The organism is Arthrobacter sp. ZGTC212, assembly GCF_002929255.1.
GTDB lineage: Bacteria > Actinomycetota > Actinomycetes > Actinomycetales > Micrococcaceae > Arthrobacter_B > Arthrobacter_B sunyaminii.
The window spans coordinates 511,377-534,882 of sequence record NZ_PJIJ01000001.1 but is presented as its reverse complement, the minus strand read 5'-3'; the positions used below and the strand labels follow the sequence as shown (position 1 = coordinate 534,882).

At 64.7% G+C, this 23,506-nt stretch carries 18 protein-coding genes; 9 read left to right on the top strand and 9 right to left on the bottom strand.

Annotated features, from left to right (window positions below; all coding sequences use genetic code 11):
• Positions 1–6 precede the first annotated feature (6 nt).
• From CXQ89_RS02685 to CXQ89_RS02675, 3 genes are read left to right on the top strand one after another with little or no spacing between them, the layout of a single operon-like run.
• Positions 7–789: an SDR family oxidoreductase gene (locus CXQ89_RS02685; protein ID WP_104053194.1), complete on the top strand. Its 783-nt coding sequence runs from the start codon at positions 7–9 to the stop codon at positions 787–789.
• Between the two features lie 19 nt (positions 790–808).
• Positions 809–2,074, top strand: a complete 1,266-nt coding sequence (locus CXQ89_RS02680) for an acyl-CoA dehydrogenase family protein (RefSeq protein WP_104160207.1) — start codon at positions 809–811, stop codon at positions 2,072–2,074.
• A 2-nt stretch (positions 2,075–2,076) separates the two neighbouring features.
• Positions 2,077–3,198 (top strand): phosphotransferase family protein, encoded by a 1,122-nt coding sequence (locus CXQ89_RS02675; protein WP_258059818.1) that lies wholly within the window; start codon positions 2,077–2,079, stop codon positions 3,196–3,198.
• Between the two features lie 12 nt (positions 3,199–3,210).
• Here the strand turns inward: CXQ89_RS02675 and CXQ89_RS02670 are convergent, their stop codons facing one another.
• Together CXQ89_RS02670 and CXQ89_RS02665 are read right to left on the bottom strand one after the other, a co-directional pair.
• Positions 3,211–4,245 carry an NAD(P)-dependent alcohol dehydrogenase gene (locus CXQ89_RS02670; protein ID WP_104053196.1) on the bottom strand — a complete coding sequence of 345 codons (1,035 nt, stop codon included), beginning with the start codon at positions 4,243–4,245 and terminating at the stop codon, positions 3,211–3,213.
• 250 nt (positions 4,246–4,495) lie between these two features.
• Positions 4,496–5,929 (bottom strand): OFA family MFS transporter, encoded by a 1,434-nt coding sequence (locus CXQ89_RS02665; protein WP_104160206.1) that lies wholly within the window; start codon positions 5,927–5,929, stop codon positions 4,496–4,498.
• Positions 5,930–6,263: 334 nt separating this feature from the next.
• On the opposite strand from CXQ89_RS02665, the gene CXQ89_RS02660 reads away from it, so the two are divergent.
• Positions 6,264–9,143 carry a hypothetical protein gene (locus tag CXQ89_RS02660; protein WP_181032211.1) on the top strand — a complete coding sequence of 960 codons (2,880 nt, stop codon included), beginning with the start codon at positions 6,264–6,266 and terminating at the stop codon, positions 9,141–9,143.
• An 88-nt stretch (positions 9,144–9,231) separates the two neighbouring features.
• On the opposite strand, the gene CXQ89_RS02655 is transcribed toward CXQ89_RS02660, so the two are convergent.
• The 3 genes from CXQ89_RS02655 to CXQ89_RS02645 all read right to left on the bottom strand — a co-directional run bounded on the left by CXQ89_RS02655 (position 9,232) and on the right by CXQ89_RS02645 (position 11,318).
• The gene (locus CXQ89_RS02655; RefSeq protein WP_104160204.1) at positions 9,232–9,999 is read right to left on the bottom strand and encodes an IclR family transcriptional regulator; all 768 of its coding nucleotides are present in this window, start codon (positions 9,997–9,999) and stop codon (positions 9,232–9,234) included.
• 66 nt (positions 10,000–10,065) lie between these two features.
• Entirely contained in the window at positions 10,066–10,686 is a 621-nt protein-coding gene (locus tag CXQ89_RS02650) for a dihydrofolate reductase family protein (protein ID WP_104053199.1), read from the bottom strand.
• Positions 10,687–10,754: 68 nt separating this feature from the next.
• Complete coding sequence (locus CXQ89_RS02645) at positions 10,755–11,318, bottom strand: acyl-CoA thioesterase (RefSeq protein WP_104160203.1); 564 nt, start codon at positions 11,316–11,318, stop codon at positions 10,755–10,757.
• Positions 11,319–11,393: 75 nt separating this feature from the next.
• On the opposite strand from CXQ89_RS02645, the gene CXQ89_RS02640 reads away from it, so the two are divergent.
• Positions 11,394–11,627: a DUF2945 domain-containing protein gene (locus CXQ89_RS02640; RefSeq protein WP_104053201.1), complete on the top strand. Its 234-nt coding sequence runs from the start codon at positions 11,394–11,396 to the stop codon at positions 11,625–11,627.
• Positions 11,628–11,649: 22 nt separating this feature from the next.
• On the opposite strand, the gene CXQ89_RS02635 is transcribed toward CXQ89_RS02640, so the two are convergent.
• The 4 genes from CXQ89_RS02635 to CXQ89_RS02620 all read right to left on the bottom strand — a co-directional run bounded on the left by CXQ89_RS02635 (position 11,650) and on the right by CXQ89_RS02620 (position 15,143).
• On the bottom strand, positions 11,650–13,146 hold the full coding sequence (locus CXQ89_RS02635; protein WP_258059814.1) for an HNH endonuclease signature motif containing protein: 1,497 nt from the start codon (positions 13,144–13,146) through the stop codon (positions 11,650–11,652).
• A 90-nt stretch (positions 13,147–13,236) separates the two neighbouring features.
• On the bottom strand, positions 13,237–13,890 hold the full coding sequence (locus CXQ89_RS02630) for a hypothetical protein (RefSeq protein ID WP_104160202.1): 654 nt from the start codon (positions 13,888–13,890) through the stop codon (positions 13,237–13,239).
• A 50-nt stretch (positions 13,891–13,940) separates the two neighbouring features.
• Positions 13,941–14,609, bottom strand: a complete 669-nt coding sequence (locus CXQ89_RS02625; protein ID WP_104160201.1) for a hypothetical protein — start codon at positions 14,607–14,609, stop codon at positions 13,941–13,943.
• Between the two features lie 9 nt (positions 14,610–14,618).
• The gene (locus CXQ89_RS02620) at positions 14,619–15,143 is read right to left on the bottom strand and encodes a hypothetical protein (RefSeq protein WP_146067188.1); all 525 of its coding nucleotides are present in this window, start codon (positions 15,141–15,143) and stop codon (positions 14,619–14,621) included.
• 249 nt (positions 15,144–15,392) lie between these two features.
• Between CXQ89_RS02620 and CXQ89_RS02615 the strand changes: the two genes are divergently transcribed.
• The 4 genes from CXQ89_RS02615 to CXQ89_RS02600 are packed head-to-tail and all read left to right on the top strand — an operon-like array spanning position 15,393 to position 23,481.
• On the top strand, positions 15,393–17,456 hold the full coding sequence (locus CXQ89_RS02615; RefSeq protein ID WP_104160199.1) for a hypothetical protein: 2,064 nt from the start codon (positions 15,393–15,395) through the stop codon (positions 17,454–17,456).
• The gene (locus tag CXQ89_RS02610; protein WP_104160198.1) at positions 17,456–19,069 is read left to right on the top strand and encodes a class I SAM-dependent DNA methyltransferase; all 1,614 of its coding nucleotides are present in this window, start codon (positions 17,456–17,458) and stop codon (positions 19,067–19,069) included. The genes CXQ89_RS02615 and CXQ89_RS02610 overlap by 1 nt, the downstream gene beginning before the upstream one ends.
• Positions 19,069–20,283 carry a restriction endonuclease subunit S gene (locus CXQ89_RS02605; RefSeq protein WP_104160197.1) on the top strand — a complete coding sequence of 405 codons (1,215 nt, stop codon included), beginning with the start codon at positions 19,069–19,071 and terminating at the stop codon, positions 20,281–20,283. Before CXQ89_RS02610 ends, CXQ89_RS02605 begins: the two co-directional genes overlap by 1 nt.
• The gene (locus CXQ89_RS02600; RefSeq protein WP_104160196.1) at positions 20,284–23,481 is read left to right on the top strand and encodes a type I restriction endonuclease subunit R; all 3,198 of its coding nucleotides are present in this window, start codon (positions 20,284–20,286) and stop codon (positions 23,479–23,481) included.
• The last annotated feature ends 25 nt before the right edge of the window (positions 23,482–23,506 follow it).

The following is a 23,506-nucleotide window of genomic DNA, read 5'->3' as shown; positions in this document are numbered from 1 at the left end:
AGCTCCATGCCAGAGAACAGCGTTCCCGCCCCCCGGCTGGACGGAAAAACGGCCATTATCACCGGTGCCAGCCGCGGCATCGGTTTGGCAGTGGCCCGCCGGCTGGCGGCTGAAGGCGCCCGCGTCTGCATTACGGCCCGCAAGCCCGGCCCCCTGGCCGAAGCCGCGGCATTGTTCCCCGAAGGGTCCGTACTTGCCATCGCGGGCAAGTCGGACGACGCGGACCACCGGGCCGAAGTACTGGACACGGTGGCAGCGGAATTCGGCCGGCTGGACATTCTGGTGAACAATGCCGGCATCAACCCGGTCTACGGTCCGCTGATGGACCTGGAGCCCGAGGCCGCCCGCAAGATCATCGATGTCAACCTGTACGGCACCCTCGGCTGGGTGCAGGCCGCCTATCACCACGAGAAGCTCGATTTTGCCGGCCGCGGCGGTTCCGTGATCAACCTGTCCTCCGTCAGCGCCCAAACGCCGTCTCCGGGCATCAGCTTCTACGGGATCAGCAAGGCTGCCATTGAGCAGCTCACCCGTTCCCTGGCCGTGGAGCTTGGCCCGGCCATCCGGGTCAACGCACTGGCTCCCGCCGTCGTCAAGACGCAGTTTGCCCGGGCACTGTATGAGGGGCGGGAAGAACAAGTGGCTGCCGCCTACCCGCTGGGCCGGCTGGGAACCCCGGAAGACGTGGCGGCCGCAGCCGCCTTCCTGGCCTCCGATGACGCAGCCTGGATCACCGGCCAAATCCTGAACCTCGACGGCGGCCTGCTGGCTGCCGGCGGCAACGCATAAGCCACGCAAAGGACACCGAATGAATACCCTTCCCCCGGACATCGAAGACCTGCGCCTGCGCACCCGGGACTTTATCCGCACTGTGGTCATACCGGCGGAGCCCGCTCCGGGGGATCGGCTTTCGAAAGGCGAACGGGACCGGCTGCAGGCAGCCGCCAAGAGCGCCGGCGTGTTCGCTCCTCATGTGGCGCGGGAATACGGCGGACAGGGTGTTCCCCTGCAGTTCTGGTCCCCCATCTTCCAGGAGGCGGGCTATTCACTGATCGGCCCCACAGTGCTCAACTGCCAGGCACCGGATGAGGGCAACATGCATATGCTCGAACTCATCGGCACGCCGGCACAGAAGGAGCAGTATCTGCGTCCCCTCGTGTCCGGTGCTGCGCGTTCCTGCTTCGGGATGACCGAACCGCACCCGGGCGCCGGATCCGATCCGGCTGCCCTGCGGACCTCGGCTGAGAAGGTTGACGGCGGCTGGGTCATCAACGGCCACAAACGTTTCATCAGCGGCGCCAACAATGCGTCCTTTTGCATCGCCATGGTGCGCACGCCGGCAATCGAGGCAGCCGCTGACGGCGGCACCTCCTCCTCCCCCGCCGGAGCCACCATGCTGCTGGTGGACATGGACACCCCCGGCGTCCGCATCGGCGAACAAATCTCCACCATGGACCGCGCCATTGGCGGCGGACACCCCCACCTGCACTTTGAGGACGTCTTTGTTCCGGACTCTGCCGTTCTGGGTTCGCCCGGAGAGGGCTTCCGCTATGCGCAGGTCCGGCTGGGTCCGGCGCGGCTGACGCACTGCATGCGCTGGCTCGGGCTGGCCCGGCGGGCAATGGACATTGCCCTGGACCGAACCAACACCCGCGAAATTTTCGGCTCCGCCATGCATGAACTCGGCATTGCCCAGGACATGCTGGCACTGAACGTGATGGATCTGGAAACGTCCGATGCGATCATCACCAAAACGGCCGCCCTGCTGGAAGCCGATGCGAAGGCCGGCTCGGCGCTCTCATCTGTGGCCAAGGCACACACCTCCGAGGCTGTGTACCGGGTGATCGACCGCTCACTGCAGCTGTGCGGGGGCGACGGCGTCTCCGACCGCCTGCCGCTGGCGTCCTACCTTAACGAGGTGCGGGCCTTCCGCATCTACGACGGGTCCAACGAAACGCACAAGTGGGCCATTGCAAGGCGGGCATCCGCTGTCCGGCGGCGCGAGGTGGAGGCGGGAGCGCCGTTCCAGGCCTCCGTGGACACCGCCGCGGCCTACAGTTCCACGGAGGCATAGTCATGGCTGTCACCGCACCGTCCATGCACTCGGTCCCTGACGGCAGCGAGGTGGTGGCAACCTCGGCCGAGGCCGCCGCGCTCGCTTCACCTCCGTTGCTGATCCTGGACACAGTCACAGATTTCCTCGACAGCCACAACCTCGGCTCCGGCCCCCTGTCCTGGGCTCAGATTGGCGACGGACAGTCCAACATCACCTATCGGCTGGAGCGCGGCGGCGACGTGTTTGTCCTCCGCCGGGGACCGCGGCCGCCCCTGCCCCGTTCAACGCATGACATGGTCCGCGAAGCGCGGATCCAGCAGCTTCTGCGGGGCCGCGGCATTCCGGTTCCCGCCATCCTTGCGGTGTGCGAGGACGAGTCCGTCCTGGGCGTGCCGTTCTACGTGATGACTTTCCTGGAAGGTCTGGTCATCACCAACACCATTCCACCGGCCCTGAGTTCTGCCGAACAGCGGCTGGCCACCAGCAACGCCGTCGTCGATACCCTGGTTCAGCTGCACGCGGTGGATGTGGCGACCGGCGACCTGGCATCCTTCGGCCGTGCCGACGGTTACCTGCGCCGGCAGGTGGAACGTTTCTCCGCGCTCTGGGACATCAACACCACCCGCTCCCTGCCCGACGTTGCCCTGCTGGGGAACTGGCTGGCCGACAACCTGCCCGCCAGCCAGCAGGCCTCGGTGCTGCACGGGGATTACCGCCCCGGAAACCTGATGTTCCATCCATCAGCACCGGCACGGGTTACTGCCGTCCTGGACTGGGAGATGGCGGCAGTGGGCGATCCCCTGGCCGATCTGGGCTACCTGACCGCCACGTACGCCCAGCCGGACAGTCCGCCCAGCCCGCTGGAGCTGACCGCCGTCACCCGCAATCCGGGCTATCTGACTCGCGGCCAGCTGATTTCCCGCTACCAGGAACAAACCACCCTGTCCCTGGACGCCCTCCCCTGGTATCAGGCGCTGGCCCTGTGGAAAGCCTCCATCTTCTGCGAAGCGATCTACACCCGATGGCTCAAAGGAGAGCGTCCCAACGACACCCTGTTCGCGCCGACACTGGAGGACGGCGTTCCGCAGCTGCTAGCCCAGGCACGCGTGTTTGCAGGCCTGTCCCCCGCTGCCGCGCGGTAGGTAAAGGGCCGGCTAGGGAACGACGACGGCGCGGCCCAGGATCTGGTTGTTCTTGAGTTTTTCGTAGGCCTTCGGCGCATCGGCGAGGGAGAAAACCTCGGTGTGCACGTTGATCCCGCTGGACCGGGCCAAATCGAAGACTTCAATCAGTTCGGGCCGGGTGCCCCAGTACGGCGAGCGGATGGATGCCTCCCAGGCGCCGGCCATCAGTCCGACGGGCAGCACTCCGGCGCCCACACCCACCAGGACCTGGTCCCCCTGCGGCCGGATCATGGCCTGGCCCAGGTCCATGGTGGCCTGGTTGGCGACAAAGTCGAATACCACGTTGGCCCCTTCACCGTGGGTCAGATCCCGCACCAGAGCCACCGTTCCCTGCTCGGACGGGAACGTGTAGTGGGCTCCGACTTCCGTGGCCAGGTTCAGTTTGTCCTCACTGATGTCCAGGGCAACCACCGTGGCCGGGGTCATCGCACGCAGCAGCTGCACTGCCACGTGCCCCAGACCGCCCACGCCGATCACCACACAGGTGGCACCGGCATGCAGTTTGGCCAGTGAACCCTTGATCGCGTGATACGGCGTCAGCCCCGCGTCGGTCAGGGACACGTTCTTCACCGGGTCCAGGTCACCCAGGGGAACCAAATGCCGGGGACTGTCCACAATCATGTATTCCGCCATGGCTCCGGGCGCTCCCAGCCCCGGCGGAACAATGCCGTAGCGGGCAGCATTGGTGCAGTAGTTTTCGCTGCCTTTGGAACACTCATAGCATTGTCCGCAGCCCCACGGGCCGTAGACCGCAACCGATGTTCCCAGCTCCAGGTGCTCCACGCCGTCGCCCAGCATGTCCACCACTCCGGCGCCTTCGTGGCCAAGGGTCTGCGGCCTGCCGTACACATACTGGTCATCGGGCAGGCTCATGATGAACTCATCGGAATGGCATACGCCGGCAGCGCTCACCTTGATGCGGACCTGCCCCGGGCCGGGCTCGGGAGTCTCGATTTCCACAACCTCGGGCGCCGAACCAATCGTGCGGTATTGAAGTGCCAACACGTCGTACTCCTTTTCTCCGCGGAGCCGGCAGGGGCCGGAGCGGAACTGTTGAGTGGCTTGGTCCCCCATCCTGACACCGCAGCGGCCGCCAACACACCCCCTTCGGCGCAGTGGGGGCGGGAAATGCCCCAACGGCGTGCCGGGCGTCAGCTGAAGAGAGCAGCAGCCCGGGACAGGGTTTGGAAGACTCCGTAGGCCAGCGGCACACCCACCAGAAGCCAACTCACGGTGATCCGGATACTTGTCTTGCTCACTTGTGATCCTCCTCCAGTTTGGTGGGGTCCGGCTTGCCGGCATTTCCCCCGCTGTCCGCGCCCCTGGCCTTCTGATGCTTGTCCGGTTCGTGATGCTTGGAATCAACCGGGCGCACCATGAGGTTGGCGATGAAGCCAATCACCAGCAGGGCCACCATCGTGAGCAGCGCCGGCTGGTAGGCCTCGGCGTTCAGTTCCCCGGGTGTCCCCTGGGCATCGAGGAACGAGTTCACGATCAGCGGACCGGCGATGCCTGCAGCGGACCATGCCGTCAGCAGCCGTCCGTGGATGGCGCCCACCTGGAAGGTGCCGAACAGGTCCCGCAGGTAGGCGGGAACCGTGGCAAAGCCGCCGCCGTAGAAGGAGAGGATGACAAAGGCCAGGAGAACATACAGGATGGTTGACGTGTTCCCGAACAGGGCGAGCATCAGGTAGAGCGCTGCTCCTGCCCCCAGATACACCATGTAGATGCGCTTTCGCCCGATCACGTCGGAAGTGGCGGACCAGACAAAGCGCCCGCCCATGTTGCCGATGGAAAGCAGGCCCACAAAACCTCCGGCGACCGCCGCGCTGACGAGGGAAACGCCGTCGGGCTGGCGGAAGAAGTCCTGGATCATGGGCGCGGCCTGTTCCAGGATGCCGATTCCGGCTGTGACGTTGCAGAACAGGACAGTCCAAACCAGCCAGAATTGCCGGGTCTTGATCGCATTGGCTGCAGACACATGGTTTGTGGTGACCAGGGCCTTGGACGCCACTGTTTTGGGATCGAACCCTTCCGGCGCCCAGCCGTCCGCCGGTACCCGGATGGTCAATGCCCCGTAGAGCATATATACGAGATAGATGGCGGCGAGGGTCAGGAAAAGCTTCCCGACGGCGTCGCCGGCGTTTGCTCCGGCCGTTCCGAAATCGGGATCGTAGAAGGTCAGCAGTGCAGAGGAGAGCGGGCTGGCGATCAGCGCGCCGCCGCCAAACCCCATGATGGCCATCCCCGTGGCCAGCCCGGGACGGTCAGGGAACCATTTGATCAGTGTGGAGACCGGAGAAATGTAGCCGATGCCCAGCCCGATGCCGCCGATGACTCCATACCCGATGTAGAGCAGCCAGAGTTGGTTGGTGAAGATGCCGAGCGCACCCACCAGAAAGCCTCCGGTCCAGAAGACGGCGGAGACGAACATCGCTTTGCGCGGCCCGTTCCGGTCGACCCAGGTCCCCATGACGGCGGCGGAGAGGCCGAGCATGACAATCGCCACCGAGAAGATGATGCCGATCTGGGTCAGGCTGGCGTCAAAGTGTTCCACCAGGGCGTTCTTGTAGACGCTCGTTGCATACACCTGGCCAATGCACAGGTGGACGGCCAGAGCCGCGGGCGGGATTAGCCACCGATTGAATCCCGGCGGGGCGATGGTGTTTTCACGGTCGAGCCAGCTCATCCATAACTCCCTTGTGGTGCTGCGGCACGTGCTTAACTGCTGTGCCAGCCAGCATTCCCCATGCCGGCCTGCGGAAGACTGTGACACGCCGCCAGCCGTGTATCCGACAGGCCTGAAATCTATAACCTACTGGCCGGTAAGTTTTTTCACCGGAATCCTTGCTTTGTTACCGGACAGTAAGTTAGATGTAACAGACATCACACTTGTGTCGGGGGAATTCGTCATCAGAGCAGAGGCGCTTTCGGTCCGGCACGACCGAAATCGAGGGCCCACCGGCGCACTCCTCGCTGCCTGTCCGGTTATCGGACCGGCTTATGACCACAAAGGAATTTCAATGACGAGTTCTCTTTCCGGCCGGAACCGTTCCCGGCCACATGCCCTTCTAACAGCTCTTCTGGCTTTGTTCCTCATCCTTCTCCTGGCTTTCTTTGTGCTCTTCAGCAGCAGGGTTGCTGCGGGGGCCGCCCAGCTCAGTGACGGTGCCGTGCGCGCGTCGACCGGTGCCGGTGATCTGAAAGAAGGAGCCGCCAAAGCCCGGGAAGGTGCCGACAAGGTTGCCGCGGGCAGCGAGAAGGTCGACGCCGGTGCCAACACCCTGGCTGACGGCATCGCCAGCGCCAAGACCGGTGCCACGTCCCTGAAGAACGGTGCCGTGGCCCTGGATGAGGGCGCGGTGAAGCTTCAGACCGGCGCTGTATCGGCAGCCGACGGAGCGCTGAAGATCGCCGCGGGTGCGGGAACGGCCAACGCGGGTGCGGGACAGCTCGCCAACGGCGGCATCCAGCTTCGCGACGGTGCGGTCCGCGCTTCCGACGGTGCGCAGCAGCTTGCAGCGGGTTCGGGGGAACTGAATAACGGAGCGCTGAGCGCCGCTGAAGGTGCCGGTGCGCTTAACGCCGGTGCCGTAAAGCTCAACGACGGCGGTCTTGCACTTCGCAACGGCGCGGGACAGATTGTGGGCGGAGCCAAGGCGCTGAACGACGGCGGCGTGAAGCTCCGCGACGGCGCCTCGGCCGCCAATACCGGAGCGGGCCAGGTGGCCGCGGGCGCCGGGGAGCTCAACAAGGGGGCACTTGCCGCCAAAGACGGTGCAGACCAGCTGACCGTGGGAGCCGGAGCCGCCAAAGACGGCGCCGACAAGATTTCCGGCGGCGCCGGGGCCCTCGCCGACGGCGCCTCTGCTCTCAACGACGGCAGCATCCAGCTGAAAACCGGTGCCGAGGATGCTGACAAAGGAGCACAGCAGCTCGCCGCAGGCACCAAGAACCTGAACGACGGCGCAAAGTCCGCAAAAGCGGGCGCCGACCAGGTTGCGGCAGGAGCCAAGCAGGTTAATGGCGGCGTCTCGAAGCTGGCCAAGGGCGCCGGCGACCTCCGCGTAGGCGCAGTGGCCCTGTACGAAGGAACCGGATCTGCGGTGGCCGGTACCGAGGCGCTGCTGGCCGGCGCCAACCGGGTGAATGCCGGAGCAGCGGCTCTCAGCGACGGCGTCAATGATGCCGCAGCGGGCTCGGCCCAGCTGGCCACCGGCGCACGGAACCTCTCCAACGGCATCAATGCCCTGGTCAATGGTGGTCCTGCGCTGCGTGACGGTGCTGCAGAACTCGCAGCCGGGATTCCCCTGGTCAATGGCGGAGCAGCCGGCCTGACATCCAGCGCCGATACAGTGGCAGGCGGCGCGTCCAGCGCGTCCGCAGCCGCATCCAACATGGTGGCCCAGCTGCAGCAGCTGCAGCAGGATGCACCGTCGCTGACCGAGGCTCAGCTTGCTGAGCGCCTGACGGCCATCACGGCACAGGCGCAGGCAACCAAGGCCGGCGTGGACGGCATCGCCACCGGTGCCACCGACTTCAGCAATGCCTACAACACCCAGCTCAAGGACGGGCTGGAGCAGGTTCGCGCCGGCGCCGTGGATGCGGGTGCAGGCGCAGCGGCCGTGGCTGCCGGAGTCTCCGGCGTACGGGACGGCGGAATGCAGGTGGCCTCCGGCGCCGAGGCGCTGAACAACGGCGTCCTCGCCATCAAGGCCGGTTTCGACGGCCAGGGCACCCCGGAGGAACCGGGTCTGCGCAACGGTGCCAAGGGTGTGGCCGACGGTGCCGCGCAGCTTGCCGCGGGTTCCCTGCAGCTGCAGGGTGGGGCGAAGCAGCTTGTTGACGGAGCCGGTGCGCTCGAAACCGGTGTTGCCGACCTGGCTGCCGGAACCGGCGCTTTGGAGAACGGATCCGCTGATCTGGCCGACGGCAATGGAGAGCTTGCTGCCGGTGCCGGACAGCTGGACACCGGGGCCCAGAGCCTCGCGGCCGGCACCCCGCTCCTCTCAGCAGGTGCAGGTCAGCTCGCTGCAGGTGCCGGAGCGCTGAACGCCGGAGCAACGGAGCTTTCCACCGGAGCATCAGACCTCTCCACCGGACTGACCACGCTGAGGGCCGGAGCAGGCAGCCTTGCCGCCGGCAACGGAACCATCGCTGTAGGTACCGGCAAATTGAACACGGGCGCAACCGCTCTGGCGACGGGCACCAAGGCCCTGGAGACGGGCGCCGCCCAGCTGGCTACCGGTGCGGGTGTCCTCACGGCGGGTGCTGAAACGCTTTACGCAGGAACCGGGGAACTCTCCACCGGTCTGGCCACGCTCCGGGCAGGTGCCGGATCGCTGGCATCAGGCAACGGTGCCATTGCGGAGGGCGCCAACAAGCTCAACGCCGGAGCATCCGAGCTGGCAGCCAAGACACCGGAACTGGTTGCCGGTGCAGACAAGCTCGCCACCGGCGCGCAGACCCTCTCCACCGGCTTGAGCACCCTTGAGACCGGCGCGGTGACGCTCTCGGAAGGCAACGACCAACTGGCTACCGGGGCAACCACTCTGGCCGAAGGCACCAGCAAGCTGGTGTCCGGCAGCGGCTCGCTTGCAGACGGCACCGTCAAGCTGGATGAGGGCGGCAAGACGCTCACCGCAGGAACGGCGGACCTGAAGGACGGCGCCGCTGAGCTGGCCGAAGGCAACACCAAGCTGGCCGAGGGCAGCACAACCCTGGCCGACGGCAACGGGGAAATCTCCGACGGCGCCGACACCATGCGGGCCAGCACCACGGCCATGACCCCCGGCGAAATCGTTACTTCCCCGATGGTTCTGGCAGTGCTCATCCCGCTGCTTCTGCTCATGATTCCGGCGGTCATGCTGGTTTCCGGCCGCTCACGCGAGTCACAGCACTAGAAGCAAAACCACGTCCCGCCGAAAGGGCGGAGCCGCGCACGCGGCTCCGCCCTTTCTTTGTGGATGCTCTTTGTGGACGCAGAGGCCTCTAGCCGGGCTCTTGGCCGTTGAACTCCTGGGAAATGGAGGTGGCGGCAGAGCGCAGCAGCGGAACAGCACGCTTGGCAAAGCTTTCGTCCACCCGGGAGATGGGTCCGGAAACAGAGACGGCAGTGGGCGTGGGAGCATCCGGCACGGCGATGGCGAAACAGCGCACGCCCAGTTCCTGTTCCTGCTCGTCGATGGCATACCCGCGCTTGCGGATCCGCTGGAGGTCAGCCAGCAACTCCTCCACGGTCCCGATGGTCTTGTCCGTGGGTGTCGGCATCCCGCTGCGGGCGACGATGTCGCGCACCTTGTCGTCGGGCAGCTGCGCCAGGATGGCCTTGCCGACACCGGTGGCATGGGGGTGCACCCGGCGGCCCACCTCGGTGAACATCCGCATCGAGTGCTGGGAGGGGACCTGTGCCAAGTAGACCACCATGTCTGAGTCCAGCACCGCGATGTTGGCCGTCTCTCCGAGCCCGTCGACCAGCTTCTTGAGCTGGGGAAGGGCAAGGGATCCCAGCTGTTTTGTGGCCCCTTCCCCCAACGGGATGAGGCGAGGACCCAAGGTATAGCGCCGGTTAGGCAGCTGGCGGGCATATCCAAGCGTTACCAGGGTCCGGAGCAGCCGGTGGATGGTGGGAAGCGGCAGATCCGTGGAAGCCGAGAGTTCGCTCAGTGTTACGGCTCCGCCGGCATCTGCAATGATTTCCAGCAGCTCAAAAACGCGTTCGACTGACTGCACGCCGGAACCGGCGGCTTTTCCGGCCATGAGTTTTCCTTCCGAGATTTTCCTGCAAACTTTATCGCATGGCGGAAACTCTTTATTGCACTTCGGTTAGAGACCGATGCGCGGCCCCATATCCGCGGTTCCGAAAGGGATCGGCCGCAGCCGCAGGTGGAAGGTACCGCTGTCCAGGGTTTCCGATTCGAGAACCTGGAACCCTGACGGCACGGACCCGGCATCAAAGAGACGCTTTCCCGTCCCCACCACCACGGGAAAGACGAGCAGCCGGAACTCGTCCACCATGCCGGCATCGTGCAGTGATCTGGCCAGCCGGTGACTTCCGTGAACCTGAATCTCGCCGCGTCCGCGCTTCAGTGCTTCAACGGCATTGAGCGGGTCCCCGGGGAGAACCTGGGTGTTGTGCCACGTCGGGTTTTCCACGGTGGAGGAGACCAGGTATTTCGGAAGGTGGTTGAGGGCGTAGGCAACGGCGTCGTCCGGGTCGGTGACAAGCTCCCAGAAGGGCTGCATCATCTCGTAGGTATACCTGCCCAGGAGCAGCGAATCAGCCCTCGCCAGCCAGCTGTTAACAATCTGTCCCACCATTAGGTCATGGAGGTAAGGCGCCAGCCAGCCGCCGCGGTCAAAGCCTCCGGACAGGTCTTCGTCCGCTGAACCCGGGCCCTGCATCACGCCGTCCAGACTCAGGAAGATGTTGACGGAGAGTGTCATAAGGGCAAATTTACGCCGCCGTAGGGCGCCGCCGGTATGACCACTGCACCTTTTGCCGCTCCGGGGCCTTAGCTCTCTGTCCCCTGGGCCCAGGCGTGCGGCGCCGGTCGGCGGGTGCTCGGGAGTGCGCCGTCGGCCCGCCACTGCCGAACCCACTCGGGCAGTTCCAGATCCGAGGGAGGCAGGACTCCAGCTGCTTTGAAGATCTCTTCGTTGCTCACCGGACCGTTCTTGGACACAAAACGTGCGGCAATGTAGGCACGTGCGTAAATCTCGCCGTCGGCCACCATGCGCTGCTCAATGTAGCTGGCGCGGTCATCGAAACCGATGACCTTGGTTTCGATCGTGTACCGCTGGCCCAGCTGAAGGGATTTGCGGAAACTGATCGTCTCGTTGCCCACCACCGGGCTCCAGCCGTTGCGCCGCATGCTGTCCCAGAATCCGCTGCGGACCATGAGATCGAAGCGGCCGAGGTCCATCAGCGAAAAATACATGCCGTTGTTCAGGTGCATGGCGATGTCGATGTCGGTGGGAAGCACCCGCATCGGGAGTGAGGACGAGTCGAAGAAGTCCAGTTTCGGACGCCGGCGGGAACGGAACAAGACGAGAAGAGTGCGAAGAAGAAGGTGCATGGACGCTATATTACTGGCCAGTAACTTAGTGGGCTACCCATTGCTGTGGAGGAAACGGCTGCCCACACTGGTTTTATGACGAATTCACCCGACGCGAACCCGCGGTATGCCGTGGGCGACCAGGTTCGCTGGAACTACCGGGGATCGGATATTAGCGGCCAAGTCACGGAAATCCATACCGCTGACTTTGAGTTCATGGGCCGGGTCCGGGCCTGCTCCGAGGACGAGCCGCAGTACAAGGTCCGCAGCGACTCCTCGCACCGCCACGCGGTCCACAAGGGTTCAGCCCTCCGGGCGGCGGAGGACTGAAGCTTTCCCCCGTGGTGCGGCCTTACGTATGTCCGGTTCCCGGAAGGGGCGGCGCGGTAGATCGGTAGACGTGGCCGGTGGGTGTGCGCGTTTCGACAGTGTGCGGTTGGAGGGTGCGTGGTTCGCGAGCATGGGGTTGGATCGGGGGCTCGGTGACAACTGTGGATTTCCAGCCGGGTGCTTCTTTGGCCTGGTTGCAGGCCTCGCACAGTCCCTGCAGGTTGTGCGCTGTGGTGGGTCCGGCTTCGTGGAAGGGGCGGATGTGGTCGACGTTCCGGATCGGCGCTCCGCACCACGGCATCCGGCAGAGCTGGTCGCGGACCGCGATGAAGCGTGCCAGCCCGGACGGTACCAGCCGTGCCCGGGAGTCCATTCCCACGAGCTGCCCGGTGGCCGGTTCCGTGTAGAGGCGCCGCAGCCAGGTGTGAACGGTCTTGTCGGGTTGGGTGTCCGGGCCAGGCGTGCATTGGGTGTCCGGCCCGCTCCGGACGAGGTTCCGGGCAGTCTGTGCCGGGATCATTCCGTAGCCGGGCAGCACGGCCGGTTCGGCGGATCCGGCGAGCAGGGTCCGGTCCGTCATGATCAGCTGCACCTCGATCCGCACGTCTTCAGCCCGGGCTTGTCCGGTGGTGCGTTCCACGAAGGTGTCGGCCATGATCTGGCCCTTGGTCCGGGGATCTCCGGCAGCGCGCAGCCGGTCCGCTTCCCGGGTCAGGGCTGCGTAAACGCCCACTCCCTGGGCCACGGGCAGCAGGGCGGTCACGTAGGTCATGGTGTCCGGTGCCGGACGGCAGGACACGAACCGTTCTGCGGTGGCTTTGGCGGTCCGGTTCACCACGGAGTGCGGGTCCAGGGTGTAGGCGAGGGTTTTGATCCGGGCGATGAGCTGCCGGTCGCCGAGTTGTTCCAGGGCGGAGAGGTTGCCGGCGACGAGTTCGTCCACGCGCTGCCGGTCCTCCCGGGTTAGGCACGCGGTTTCCCGGACCAGGAGGGTGGCCCGCCATTCGCTGATGACCCCGGTGGTGAGGGCGTGCAGGGTGTGGGGCATTTCCCGGGTCAGGATCCGGGCCAGACCGAGCATCCGGTTTCTGCGGTGCGGGGATTCCCGGCGGGCGAATCCGATCTGGGCGCCGACGCCCTTGCCGAGGTCCTCGGCCCGGACGCCGGCTGCGGCCTGGGTTCGGCGGGTGATGGCGTCGAACACGGCGGTTGCCCGTGCCTGCGCGGCGGACGCGGCGGCTTTGAGTTCTTCCAACACTCGGATCTGGTCGATCAGTGCCGCCAGGGCCTGGGTCTCCGCTGAGACATTCGGAACGGCAGAGGATTTCGGAATAACGAGATACCCACTGGACAGAACCGCCATCCAGTTTTGCACTAGGACGACGTTGGGATTCCTTGCAGGAGAATCCGGATCAAGCATGGGAGTATCCGGATCAGCATTGCTGCCAATCCGGAAATCTCCCTGGCGACCGCCGCCCTGCTGCGCACCGCTGCTGCTGCTCCACACTGTCTCGTACATGTGTTCTATTCTAGTGACCCAGAGCACATGCAGCGCGGTTCGCACCTACAGGCTCAACACTCGCTTTCCAGGCGAAAACTACGTGGACCGCTAGCCCGCAATCTGAATTCGCGCCGCTTCCTGAAGGATCGGGTTAGTCACGACGACTGTCGCCTCTCCGGGTGCCATGTCAAAGGCAACAAAGCCGCGGGACTTGTCACCCGGCAATACCTCGCCCGAACCAAGCTGTCCGTCAGCGAACAGGTACATGTCCCCCTTCCGTCCGTCCGCATCCTTGGCACCAAAGTAGAGGGGGTTCGCCGACGTCACCCCTTTCTCTGTTTCCCAGAGAACATCGAGCAGCAGGAAGCCGCCGTTCTGGGCTGCCGGCGCGAATGCCTCAACACTGACGCTGTCCGTGTATTCGGCTGACACGATGGTGATCCTGGCGGTGTTGCCGCCGCCCATGTCCGCGGTAAAGGGAACCCCCACAGTTGGACCGGCGGGCTCAGCCGAGGCCTCCTCAGCCGCCGGCTCCTCCGCTGCGGGCGCCGCTCCGCCGTCGGACTCCGACGACGACGAGGCAGCCGTCGCTGCACCCTCCGGCGCCGCGCCGTCGTTGGTGGTCTCCCCTCCGCAGGAGCCCAGTGCAATACCCAGCACCAGGACGGCTGCCGGAATGACGAACCGCTTCTTCTTGTAAACGGGCTTCCTGGGCTTCGCTGCTGCAGCGTGCGCTGCTGCCTCGGGCTGATTCGTGGTCATGGTGTGCCTCTCAATTGGTGATGCAAATACGTTGATGGTGCAAAGTGCTGTTACTGCTTTTCCCACTTGCCGCAGCGGGCTGATTTGAAGTCCTGGCCTTCGGAGAGGGTGACCACCGGGTGCCCGCCGCCGGGAATGTCGTTCTCGAGAATGTCTGCCCCGTTGGATCCGCTGCGGTAAACGCCCCAGTAGCAGCTGGACCCCACCGGTTCTGCGGTCCGGTAGTTCCCCGGAGCGATATCGGTTCCCACCACCCAGGTGCCGTCACCCACGGTGTTCGCTGCCTTTGTTTTCTCGGCTCCGGTCACCGCGACTTCGCGGGCCTTTACAGCGGCTTCGGCCGCCTTGGTCGCCTCTTCAGTCTTGGCCGCGGCAGCTTCCCGCTTTTCGACGTCGGCTTCGCGGGCCTGCATTCCGCCGGACATCACGTCATAGTCCTTCTTTAGGCGCTCATAGTCGGAGGAACTGTCCGCGAGCTTGGATTCGACGTCCGTCATCGACGCTTCCAGGGCCGCGTATTCTTCGCTCGAGGTGGGATCCATCAGGGCAGCCGCTGTCGCTGCGCCACCGCCAAAGATGACGACGGCGGTGAGCACCAGCGCCAGGGCCTTGCCTTTGCGGCCCTTTGCCGGCGGGGTGTCCATGACCGACGCTTCTGCCGGCGGCGGCGGAACATCGTCTGCGTAATTCGGGTTGAGGTCATCCTGATGCTGTGTCATTGCCTACTCCTACTTGTCCGAAATCTCGACGACGATGTTCAGCCCGTCGTCCGGGTGGTATCCCCACGAAGCACTGAATTCGTCCCACTCCGCGGTTTGCCGCCCGTCCAGCGCCCTGGTGGAGCTAATGCGGGAATCAACGCTGTCGGGAATCTCCAATTCGCCGAGGACGCAGTACACGTCGCCGTACGCTGCACCGGATGATTCTTTGCCTTCGCTGCTCATGGTGATCGACTGTCCGTTGTCACCGATGTAGATTCCCGGAGTGTCAACCACGTCGCAGGTCTCGGCCGCAGCCGTGATGGCACCGGAGGAATAGGGAAGGTTGATTTGTCCCAGTGCCAATCCGATGAGCACGCCGAAACCCAAACCAACGCCGCCAAAGACAAGGTGTTTGCGATTTCCCTTGGTCTCCGCAGGAGCGGGAATGAAGGCTGCTGGCGGAGCCGGCGGCGGCCAGATCCCGGGCTGTTCCGATGACGGCATTCGGGTGGGTTCCTGTGGCACCTGGCCGGTTTCTCGATGCTGGGACATGTGGTTTTCTCCTGAGCTGAGCAGTACGGATGCGTTGGCTAAGGAGTGGAAGCCGGCCCCCCACTACTTGTTCCGGCTTCCACTCCTGCAGAACCAACGCTCGGCGTTTGCCCTGCTCCATGAACTTAGGCCGGAAACGGGAGTTAGGCACAATGAAACATTGATAACCCCCCTTATCAGAACTGTCAGGCCATAACGTCACACCAGCAGTAGGCTGTAGAAACCATCCGCGACAGAAAAGGAGCAGCAGTGACCACAACAAACAGCGCATTGCTGATCTCCCTGGCGGACATCGCACTTCTTGCCCAAGTGCAGCGCCCTGCGGTGACCATGTGGAAAGCCCGCCATAAAGCCTCCGCGCTGCCTTTTCCTTCACCCAAGGAGCACGTCAGCAACCAGGAATTCTTCGACGCCTACGAAGTCGGGCAATGGCTGAACGATTCCGGCCGCGGAAACAATCCGCACGCGCTTCAGGACGTTGCCTCCTTTGCCGCCGTCACCGGGATTGCCGCGCAGGGAGAGGACCTCATCAACGCCCTCACCTCGCTCCTGGCCCTGAGAGTGCTCGCGCAGACGCAGTTCACCAACCTGGACGCCGCAGACCTCCTGGATCTGGCGGACGAACATGATCCCGACAATGACCTCCTCTATACGGAGCTCGAGCTCGTCGAGGCGGATCTGGTTCCTCTGGCCCGCTACACCGATCTCCTGGTGGACAGCGCCTACAACCCGGCCGCGGCCTTTGAACAGCTCATGGAGCGGCGCTTCCGCAGCGGCCTGAGCCGGCACGCCGGCGTTGCGCTCACCGAACCGGCGTCGGAACTGGTCGCCTCGGTCGCCGTCGAACTCGCTGCCGCACTTCCTTCGCCGGCCTATGCCGATCCCACCCGCGGGGGCAGCGACCTGCTGATCGCTGTCGCCCGCCGACTGGGGGACGGCGCGGAGGCCTCGCTCCTGACCGGATCGCACGACGACAGCGACGCCCGGCTGGTGCGCCGGCGGCTGTGCGTCCACGGGCTGGACCGTCAGCAGCTCGACGTCGGCGCGGACGGGGAGTTCGGTCTCGCGCGTCCCGCGGTGCTGGTGGCGCAGTACCCCTCCCCCGGCGACTCTGCCATGGACGCGGTTCAGATCCTCTCCGCTATTGAAAACATCCAGCTGCAGATGAACGAGGAGCAGCGCGCCGTGATCATTGCCCCGGCAGCGGTCCTGACGCAGCCGTTGCGCGGCGAAGAGGAGAACATCCGCGGTGCACTGCTGCGTTCGGGCCGGCTTCGCGCCGTGGTGCGGCTGCCCCAGGGCCTGCTGGTGAGCAAGTCCCGCCAGGCCCTGGCCCTGTGGGTGCTTGGCTCCGCGCACCCCTCTGTGGAAGAAACGCGCCGCTGGACCATGGCCGCGGATCTGGGCAACCGGCAGCTCACCCCCGATGCCATCCAGGACCTGGTCAGCGACATATCAGCCGCCATGGGAACCCTGGAACAGATCCGGGCTCATTCCTTCCGTTTCGCCCATCTGGCGCTCACCCGTGTTCTGCTCGCCGAGCGGGGTTCGCTCGTGGCAGCAGCCCGGACAAGCCCGCCGCTGGCGGTGCCCGACGGCGCCGAAGCGGCTCTGCGCGCAGATGAACTGCTGGAGCTGCTGAGCAGCGACCCCAAGCCCGACAGCCTGTACCGCTATTCAGTGGAACCTTCAGCAGCAACTCTGGCTCCGCTCCGGCAAAAGACAACCGCCGTCACCGTTCCGGTAGAAAAGCTGCTGGCCGCCAAGCAGCTGACATACCGGCAGGGACACCGGATTGATCCGGAGCATCTGGGCCGGGACCGGGGTGTCCGGGTGGTCGGTCCGGAAGAACTCTCCGGCAATCTGCCGCTGGGATCCCGGACCATTGACCTCCTCGTGCTTTCCCAGGCCTATCCGGCTGCCCGGGTCACCGAAGCCGGGGACGTGGTGTTCTGTACCGGCCCCCGGCCCGCCGCTGTCGTCGACACGGAGGGATCCGCCGTCGTGCTCTATCCGGCGCGCATTCTGCGGATCAATCCCCAACATCCCGGTGGCCTGCATCCGCACGTCCTGGCCGCAGATATCAACGCCGTGCCCTCCGGGCGCGGCAGCTGGAAGAGGTGGCCCGTGCGCCGGATGGGCCATGGGCAGGAGATGCTCACCGAAGTCCTGGCCGAGCTGGCACAGCAGCGTGACGCCGCCCGCATCCGGCTCCAACAGCTCGAGGAACTCACTACGCTGGTCTTGGACGGCGTAGCCGGAGGAACCCTCACCGTGACAAACACTTACGCCGCAATGGAAGGAAACAGCTAGTGCCCCCGAAGACAAAGGTGGCGGCCCTGCCGTCAACCATGAAGGAACTCAAGGACACGCTCTGGAAGGCCGCCGACAAGCTGCGCGGTTCGATGGACGCGTCCCAGTACAAGGACGTGATCCTGGGCCTGGTGTTCCTGAAGTACGTCTCCGACGCGTTCGAGGAACGCCGCAGCCAGATCCGGGCGGAGCTGGAAGCGGACGGCATGAACGAGGACCAGATCGCCCAGTTGATCGACGACGTGGACGAGTACACCGGGCGCGGCGTCTTCTGGGTGCCGGCCCGGGCACGCTGGCAGTACCTGGCGGAAAACGCCAAGGGCACCCAGGCCTCCGCCGAGGCCCCGGCGAAGTCCATTGGCGAACTGATCGATGACGCAATGACGCTCATCATGGCCGCCAACCACACCCTGGCCGCCACACTGCCCACCATCTACAACCGCGACAACGTGGACCAGCGCCGCGTCGGCGAACTGCTGGACCTGCTGAACTCCGCCCGCTTCACCGGCGACGGCGCCAAGAAGGCACGGGACCTGCTCGGCGAGGTCTACGAGTACTTCCTCGAAAAGTTCGCCCGCGCCGAGGGCAAGCGGGGCGGAGAGTTCTACACTCCCGCCGGCGTCGTCCGCGTGCTCGTGGAGGTCCTGGAACCGGACCACGGCCGCGTTTATGACCCGTGCTGCGGCTCCGGCGGCATGTTTGTGCAGACCGAGAAGTTCCTGGAGGCGCACAACAAGGAGGGCTCGGACATCTCGGTGTACGGGCAAGAGCTGAACGAGCGCACCTGGCGGATGGCCAAGATGAACCTGGCCATCCACGGCCTGAACGGCAACCTGGCCTCCCGCTGGGGCGATACCTTCGCCCGGGACCAGCACCCGGAGATGGAAGCCGACTACGTGCTGGCCAACCCGCCGTTCAACATCAAGGACTGGGCCCGCTCCGAGTCCGATCCGCGCTGGAAGTTCGGCGTCCCTCCGGCCAACAACGCCAACTACGCCTGGATCCAGCACATCATCTCCAAGCTCGCTCCCGGCGGCAAGGCCGGCGTGGTCATGGCCAACGGCTCCATGTCCTCCAACTCCGGCGGCGAGGGCCAGATCCGCGCCCAGCTGGTGGAAGCGGATTTGGTCTCCTGCATGATCGCCCTGCCCACCCAGCTGTTCCGCAGCACCGGCATCCCGGTCTGCACCTGGTTCTTCGCCAAGGACAAGACCGCCGGCCCCAACGGCTCCATCGACCGTTCCGGCCAGGTGCTGTTCATTGATGCCCGCAACCTGGGTTACATGGTCGACCGGGCCGAGCGCGCCCTGTCCGATGACGACATCAGCAAGATCGCCAACACCTTCCGCGCCTGGCGCGGCAAGGCTTCCGCGGTCGACGCCGGTCTGGAGTACGACGACGAGCCCGGCTTCTGCTATTCGGCCACCCTCGAGGAAATCAAGGCCGCCGACTACGCCCTGACACCCGGCAGGTACGTGGGTGCTGCCGCTGTTGAGGATGACGGCGAGCCGATCGAGGAAAAGATCGAGCGACTGAAGAAGGAACTATTCGAGCAGTTCGAGGAATCCGACCGGCTGGCGAAAGTTGTGCGCGAGCAGTTGGGGCGGATCTGATGGGTGACTTTCCAAAGGTCACTCTGGCTGATGTGCTCGCTGAAGGCGGAACCGTAAAAACTGGTCCCTTCGGAACCGTTCTGAAGGCGGCCGAATATGCTGGCGCGGGCGTCCCCATCATTTCGGTGGGCGAAGTCGATTATGGTTCCCTTCGCCTACGAAAAGACACTCCTCATGCACCGATTGAAGTCACAGAGCGACTTCCGGAGTATGTATTGCGAGCTGGTGACATTGTGTTCGGGCGGAAAGGAGCCGTAGACCGTAGCGCCTGGGTGAAGTCCAGCGAGGATGGTTGGTTCTTGGGGTCAGATGGCATTCGACTGCGTCTCCCAAGGGACGTAAATTCTAGGTTCTTTGCATACCAGTTTCAGAATCCGGCAGTCCGTGAGTGGCTTCTGCAGCATGCATCTGGCTCAACTATGCTTTCGCTTAACCAAAGAATCCTTGAACGCGTCCCGCTCGTCGTACCTGAACGTGAGGTCCAAGACGCGATCGCGGAGGTGCTGGGGGCCCTCGACGACAAGATCGCCGCCAACACCAAGCTCACTGAGACCATTGAGCAACTGGGTGGCACCAAACTCAACCTACTCGGGATTAACCAGGAGCCTGGAGGAGACGCAGTCTGCCTTGAAGCCTATTTCGACTTCAACCCACGGCGGGCAACGGTTTCCGATGAGGCAGTCTTGATCGACATGCAGGCGCTCCCGACCGCTCAGCCCCTGGTGTCGCGGTGGGGCAAAGGGCCGAAAAGGGGCGGCACAAGGTTCATGAATGGCGACACGCTCCTTGCCCGCATTACGCCCTGCCTTGAAAACCGCAAGACTGGTTTTGTTGACTTTCTCAACGATGGCGAAGTGGGAATTGGTTCTACTGAGTTCATCGTCATCCGTTCGCGCGAGGGCATCCCGCTGGGAGCCTCCTATTTCGTGGCCACGAGCAATCGTTTTCGTGATTTTGCCATCCAAAACATGGTGGGGACGTCAGGGCGACAGCGTGTATCGGCGGCAGATATTGCAAGATTTGAGCTAAATCCAATTGTCGCCGCCGATCTGGTGGAGTTCGGGGAATGGGCGGACGCGAACCTGAAAGTTCTAGGGGCGCTCCGAGACGAAAACCGAACCCTCGCCGCCACCCGGGACGCACTGCTTCCGCAGCTGATGTCCGGGAAACTGCGAGTTCGAGATATTGAAAACACCATGGGGGAAATGGTCTAAATGGCACAGGCGCAGCAGCTGGGGTACTCGGAAGCCGATTGGGAAGGCAGCGCATTGGAGATGCTCGCCGAACCGCTCGGCTGGCAGCCCAAAACAGGACATGACATCGCACCCGGCACCGGCGAGCGCGACACCTGGGATGAACTGCTCATCCGGCCCCGGCTGCTGGCCGCCCTGCAGAAGTTCAACCCGACAGTTCCCGTCCAGTACCTCAAGCAGGCACTCGCGGAAATCGCCGCACCCAAGTCCGCCGATGCCATCACCGAGAACAAGCGCATCCACGACTACCTCACCGGCGGCTTCCGGCTCACCTACATCGACGCCGACGGCACCGAGGTCAGCCCCACGCTGCGACTGCTCAGCCACGACCCGGACGAGAACAACTGGCTGGCCGTCAACCAGGTCACCCTCCAGCACGGCGACTACAAACGCCGCTTCGACCTGGTGCTCTACTGCAACGGCATGCCCGTGAGCATCATCGAGCTGAAGAAGGCAGGCAGCAAGAACGCCGACGTCGCCGCCGCCCACAACCAGCTCGCCACCTACCTGCGCGAATTCCCCATGGCGTTCCGGTTCTGCGTCTTCACGCTCGCCTCCGACGGCCTGTTCGCCAAGTACGGCACCCCGTTCACCCCGCTGAACCACTTCTCCCCCTGGAACGTGGACGACGACGGCAAACCCGTCGCGCCCGGCGCCCTGCTTGACGGCGAACCGGCCACCGGACTGGATACCGCCCTGCTGGGCCTGTACAACCAGGAACGGTTCCTGCAGCTGGTCAACAACTTCACCGCCTTCGACGAGGGCGCCTCCGGCTTGACAAAGCGGATCGCCAAGCCGCACCAGTACTTCGCCGTCACCAAAGCCGTGGGCAGCACCGTCCAGGCCGTGGGCAGCAACGGCAAGGCCGGCGTCGTCTGGCACACCCAGGGCTCGGGCAAGTCCATGGAAATGGAGCTCTACACCAACCTGGTGGTCCGCCACCCCAAGCTGCGCAACCCCACCGTCGTCGTGATCACCGACCGCAACGAACTGGACGGTCAGCTGTACGAAACCTTCGTGCAGAGCCAGCTGTTGCCCGAAACCGCCCGGCAGATCCGCAAACGCTCCGAGCTGCGCGAGGAGCTGAGCAGCCGCACCACCGGCGGCATCTACTTCACCACGCTGCAGAAGTTCGGCCGCAGCCAGGCCGAGCGCGACGCCGGCGCCGAGCACCCGCTGCTCTCGGACCGGCACAACATCATTGTGGTGGTGGACGAAGCGCACCGCAGCCACTACGACAACCTGGACGGCTACGCCCGGCACCTGCGCGACGCCCTGCCGCACGCCACGCTCATCGCCTTCACCGGCACCCCTATCTCCTTCGAGGACCGCAACACCCGCGACGTCTTCGGCGATTACATCGACATCTACGACCTCAACCGGGCGGTCGACGACGGCGCCACCGTCCCCGTGTACTTCGAGCCGCGGCTGATCAAGGTCGGCCTGGCCGAGGGCATCACCGAGGAATCCCTGGACGAGGCGGCCGATGAAGCCACGGCGGGCCTGGACGATACCGAGCGGGCGCGCATCGAGCAGAGCGTCGCCGTCGTCAACGCCGTGTACGGGGCTCCCGAGCGCATCGCCAAACTCGCCCAGGACCTGGTGGCGCACTGGGAACGGCGCCGGGAGCAGATGGGCAAGTTCATCGACGCGCCGGGCAAGGCCATGATCGTGGGCGCCACCCGCGAGATCTGTGCCCGGCTCTACGACGCCATTGTGCAGATCCGTCCGGGCTGGCACTCGGATGAGCTCGACAAGGGCAAGATCAAGGTGGTGTACTCCGGCACGGCCTCGGACACTCCCCCGGTCTCTAACCATGTCCGTCGCGATTCGATGAACGCCGTGATCAAGGAACGGCTCAAGACCGTGGATGACGAGCTGGAACTGGTGATCGTCAAGGACATGATGCTCACCGGGTACGACTCCCCACCGCTGCACACGCTCTATCTGGACCGGCCGCTGAAGGGCGCCCTGCTGATGCAGACCCTCGCGCGGGTGAACCGCACCTTCCGCGGCAAGGAAGACGGCCTGCTCGTGGCCTACGCCCCGCTGGCGGAAAACCTGGCAGCCGCACTGAAGGAATACAGCCGGCAGGACGGCAAGCAGCAGCCGCTGGGCAAGAACATCGACGAAGCCATTGCGCTGACCGAGACCCTGGTGGCAAAGCTGCGGGAGCTGCTGGCCGGGCACAATTGGAAGGCCACGCTGAACAAGGGCGGCCCGAAGGCGTTCCTGCACGCCGTCACCGGTGCGGTGAATTACCTGCGCGATCCGCTCACCCCCGGCAACCAGCCGGAGCCCGACGGCGAAAGCCTCGCCTCCCAGTACCGTCGGTATTCCGGGCAGCTGGCTCGGGCGTGGGCGCTCTGCTCAGGTTCCGAGCATCTCTCCGCCCTCCTGCCCGAGATCAAGGTCTACGAGGAGATCCGCGTCTGGATGGCCAAGTGGGACGCGGAGGACCGCCAGTCCCGCGGCGAGCCCGTGCCCGAGGACATCTCCCGGCTGCTCGGACAGCTGATCGCCACCTCCACCGTCTCCGGAGAGGTGCTGGACATCTACGAGGCCGCCGGCATGCCGAAGCCGTCCCTGGATGACCTGACACCGGAGTTTATGGCGAAAACCCAGCAGGCGAGGAACCCGCAGCTGGCCATCGAGGCGCTGCGGAAACTCATCTCCGAGGAAGCCACCCGCACCACGCGGAACAACGCGATCCGCGAGCGGGCTTTCTCCGAGCGGATCACAGAGCTGATGAACAAGTACACCAACCAGCAGCTGACCTCGGCCGAGGTCATCGCCGCTCTGGTGGAGCTGGCCAAGGAGGTCTCGCAGGAGAAGGACCGCGGGAAGCAGTTCTCGCCCGCGCTGAACGAGGACGAGCTGGCGTTCTACGACGCGGTGTCGCAGAACGAGTCCGCGGTGGATGTGCAGGGCGAAGGCGTTCTGGCGAACATTGCCCGCGACCTGGTGAAGGTGATGCGCCGCGACGTCCGGACGGACTGGACCGTGCGCGACGATGTCCGGGCCAAGCTGCGTTCCTCCATCAAACGGCTCTTGGTCCTGAACGGCTATCCGCCGGACAAGCAGCCGGCCGCGATCAAGCTCGTCATGGAGCAGATGGAGTCCATGGCCCCTCGGTTTGCGGAGGCCAGGGCGGGCTAGCTTCACCCTTTTGATTCACCTAGTG

Excerpts from the sequence above, each read along its gene's own strand:
- CXQ89_RS02685 (WP_104053194.1), top strand. The coding sequence starts at position 7 with ATGCCAGAGAACAGCGTTCCCGCCCCCCGGCTGGACGGAAAAACGGCC.
- CXQ89_RS02680 (WP_104160207.1), top strand. The coding sequence starts at position 809 with ATGAATACCCTTCCCCCGGACATCGAAGACCTGCGCCTGCGCACCCGG.
- CXQ89_RS02675 (WP_258059818.1), top strand. The coding sequence starts at position 2,077 with ATGGCTGTCACCGCACCGTCCATGCACTCGGTCCCTGACGGCAGCGAG.
- CXQ89_RS02665 (WP_104160206.1), bottom strand. The coding sequence starts at position 5,929 with ATGAGCTGGCTCGACCGTGAAAACACCATCGCCCCGCCGGGATTCAAT.
- CXQ89_RS02660 (WP_181032211.1), top strand. The coding sequence starts at position 6,264 with ATGACGAGTTCTCTTTCCGGCCGGAACCGTTCCCGGCCACATGCCCTT.
- CXQ89_RS02655 (WP_104160204.1), bottom strand. The coding sequence starts at position 9,999 with ATGGCCGGAAAAGCCGCCGGTTCCGGCGTGCAGTCAGTCGAACGCGTT.
- CXQ89_RS02650 (WP_104053199.1), bottom strand. The coding sequence starts at position 10,686 with ATGACACTCTCCGTCAACATCTTCCTGAGTCTGGACGGCGTGATGCAG.
- CXQ89_RS02645 (WP_104160203.1), bottom strand. The coding sequence starts at position 11,318 with ATGCACCTTCTTCTTCGCACTCTTCTCGTCTTGTTCCGTTCCCGCCGG.
- CXQ89_RS02640 (WP_104053201.1), top strand. The coding sequence starts at position 11,394 with ATGACGAATTCACCCGACGCGAACCCGCGGTATGCCGTGGGCGACCAG.
- CXQ89_RS02635 (WP_258059814.1), bottom strand. The coding sequence starts at position 13,146 with ATGTACGAGACAGTGTGGAGCAGCAGCAGCGGTGCGCAGCAGGGCGGC.
- CXQ89_RS02630 (WP_104160202.1), bottom strand. The coding sequence starts at position 13,890 with ATGACCACGAATCAGCCCGAGGCAGCAGCGCACGCTGCAGCAGCGAAG.
- CXQ89_RS02625 (WP_104160201.1), bottom strand. The coding sequence starts at position 14,609 with ATGACACAGCATCAGGATGACCTCAACCCGAATTACGCAGACGATGTT.
- CXQ89_RS02620 (WP_146067188.1), bottom strand. The coding sequence starts at position 15,143 with ATGTCCCAGCATCGAGAAACCGGCCAGGTGCCACAGGAACCCACCCGA.
- CXQ89_RS02605 (WP_104160197.1), top strand. The coding sequence starts at position 19,069 with ATGGGTGACTTTCCAAAGGTCACTCTGGCTGATGTGCTCGCTGAAGGC.
- CXQ89_RS02600 (WP_104160196.1), top strand. The coding sequence starts at position 20,284 with ATGGCACAGGCGCAGCAGCTGGGGTACTCGGAAGCCGATTGGGAAGGC.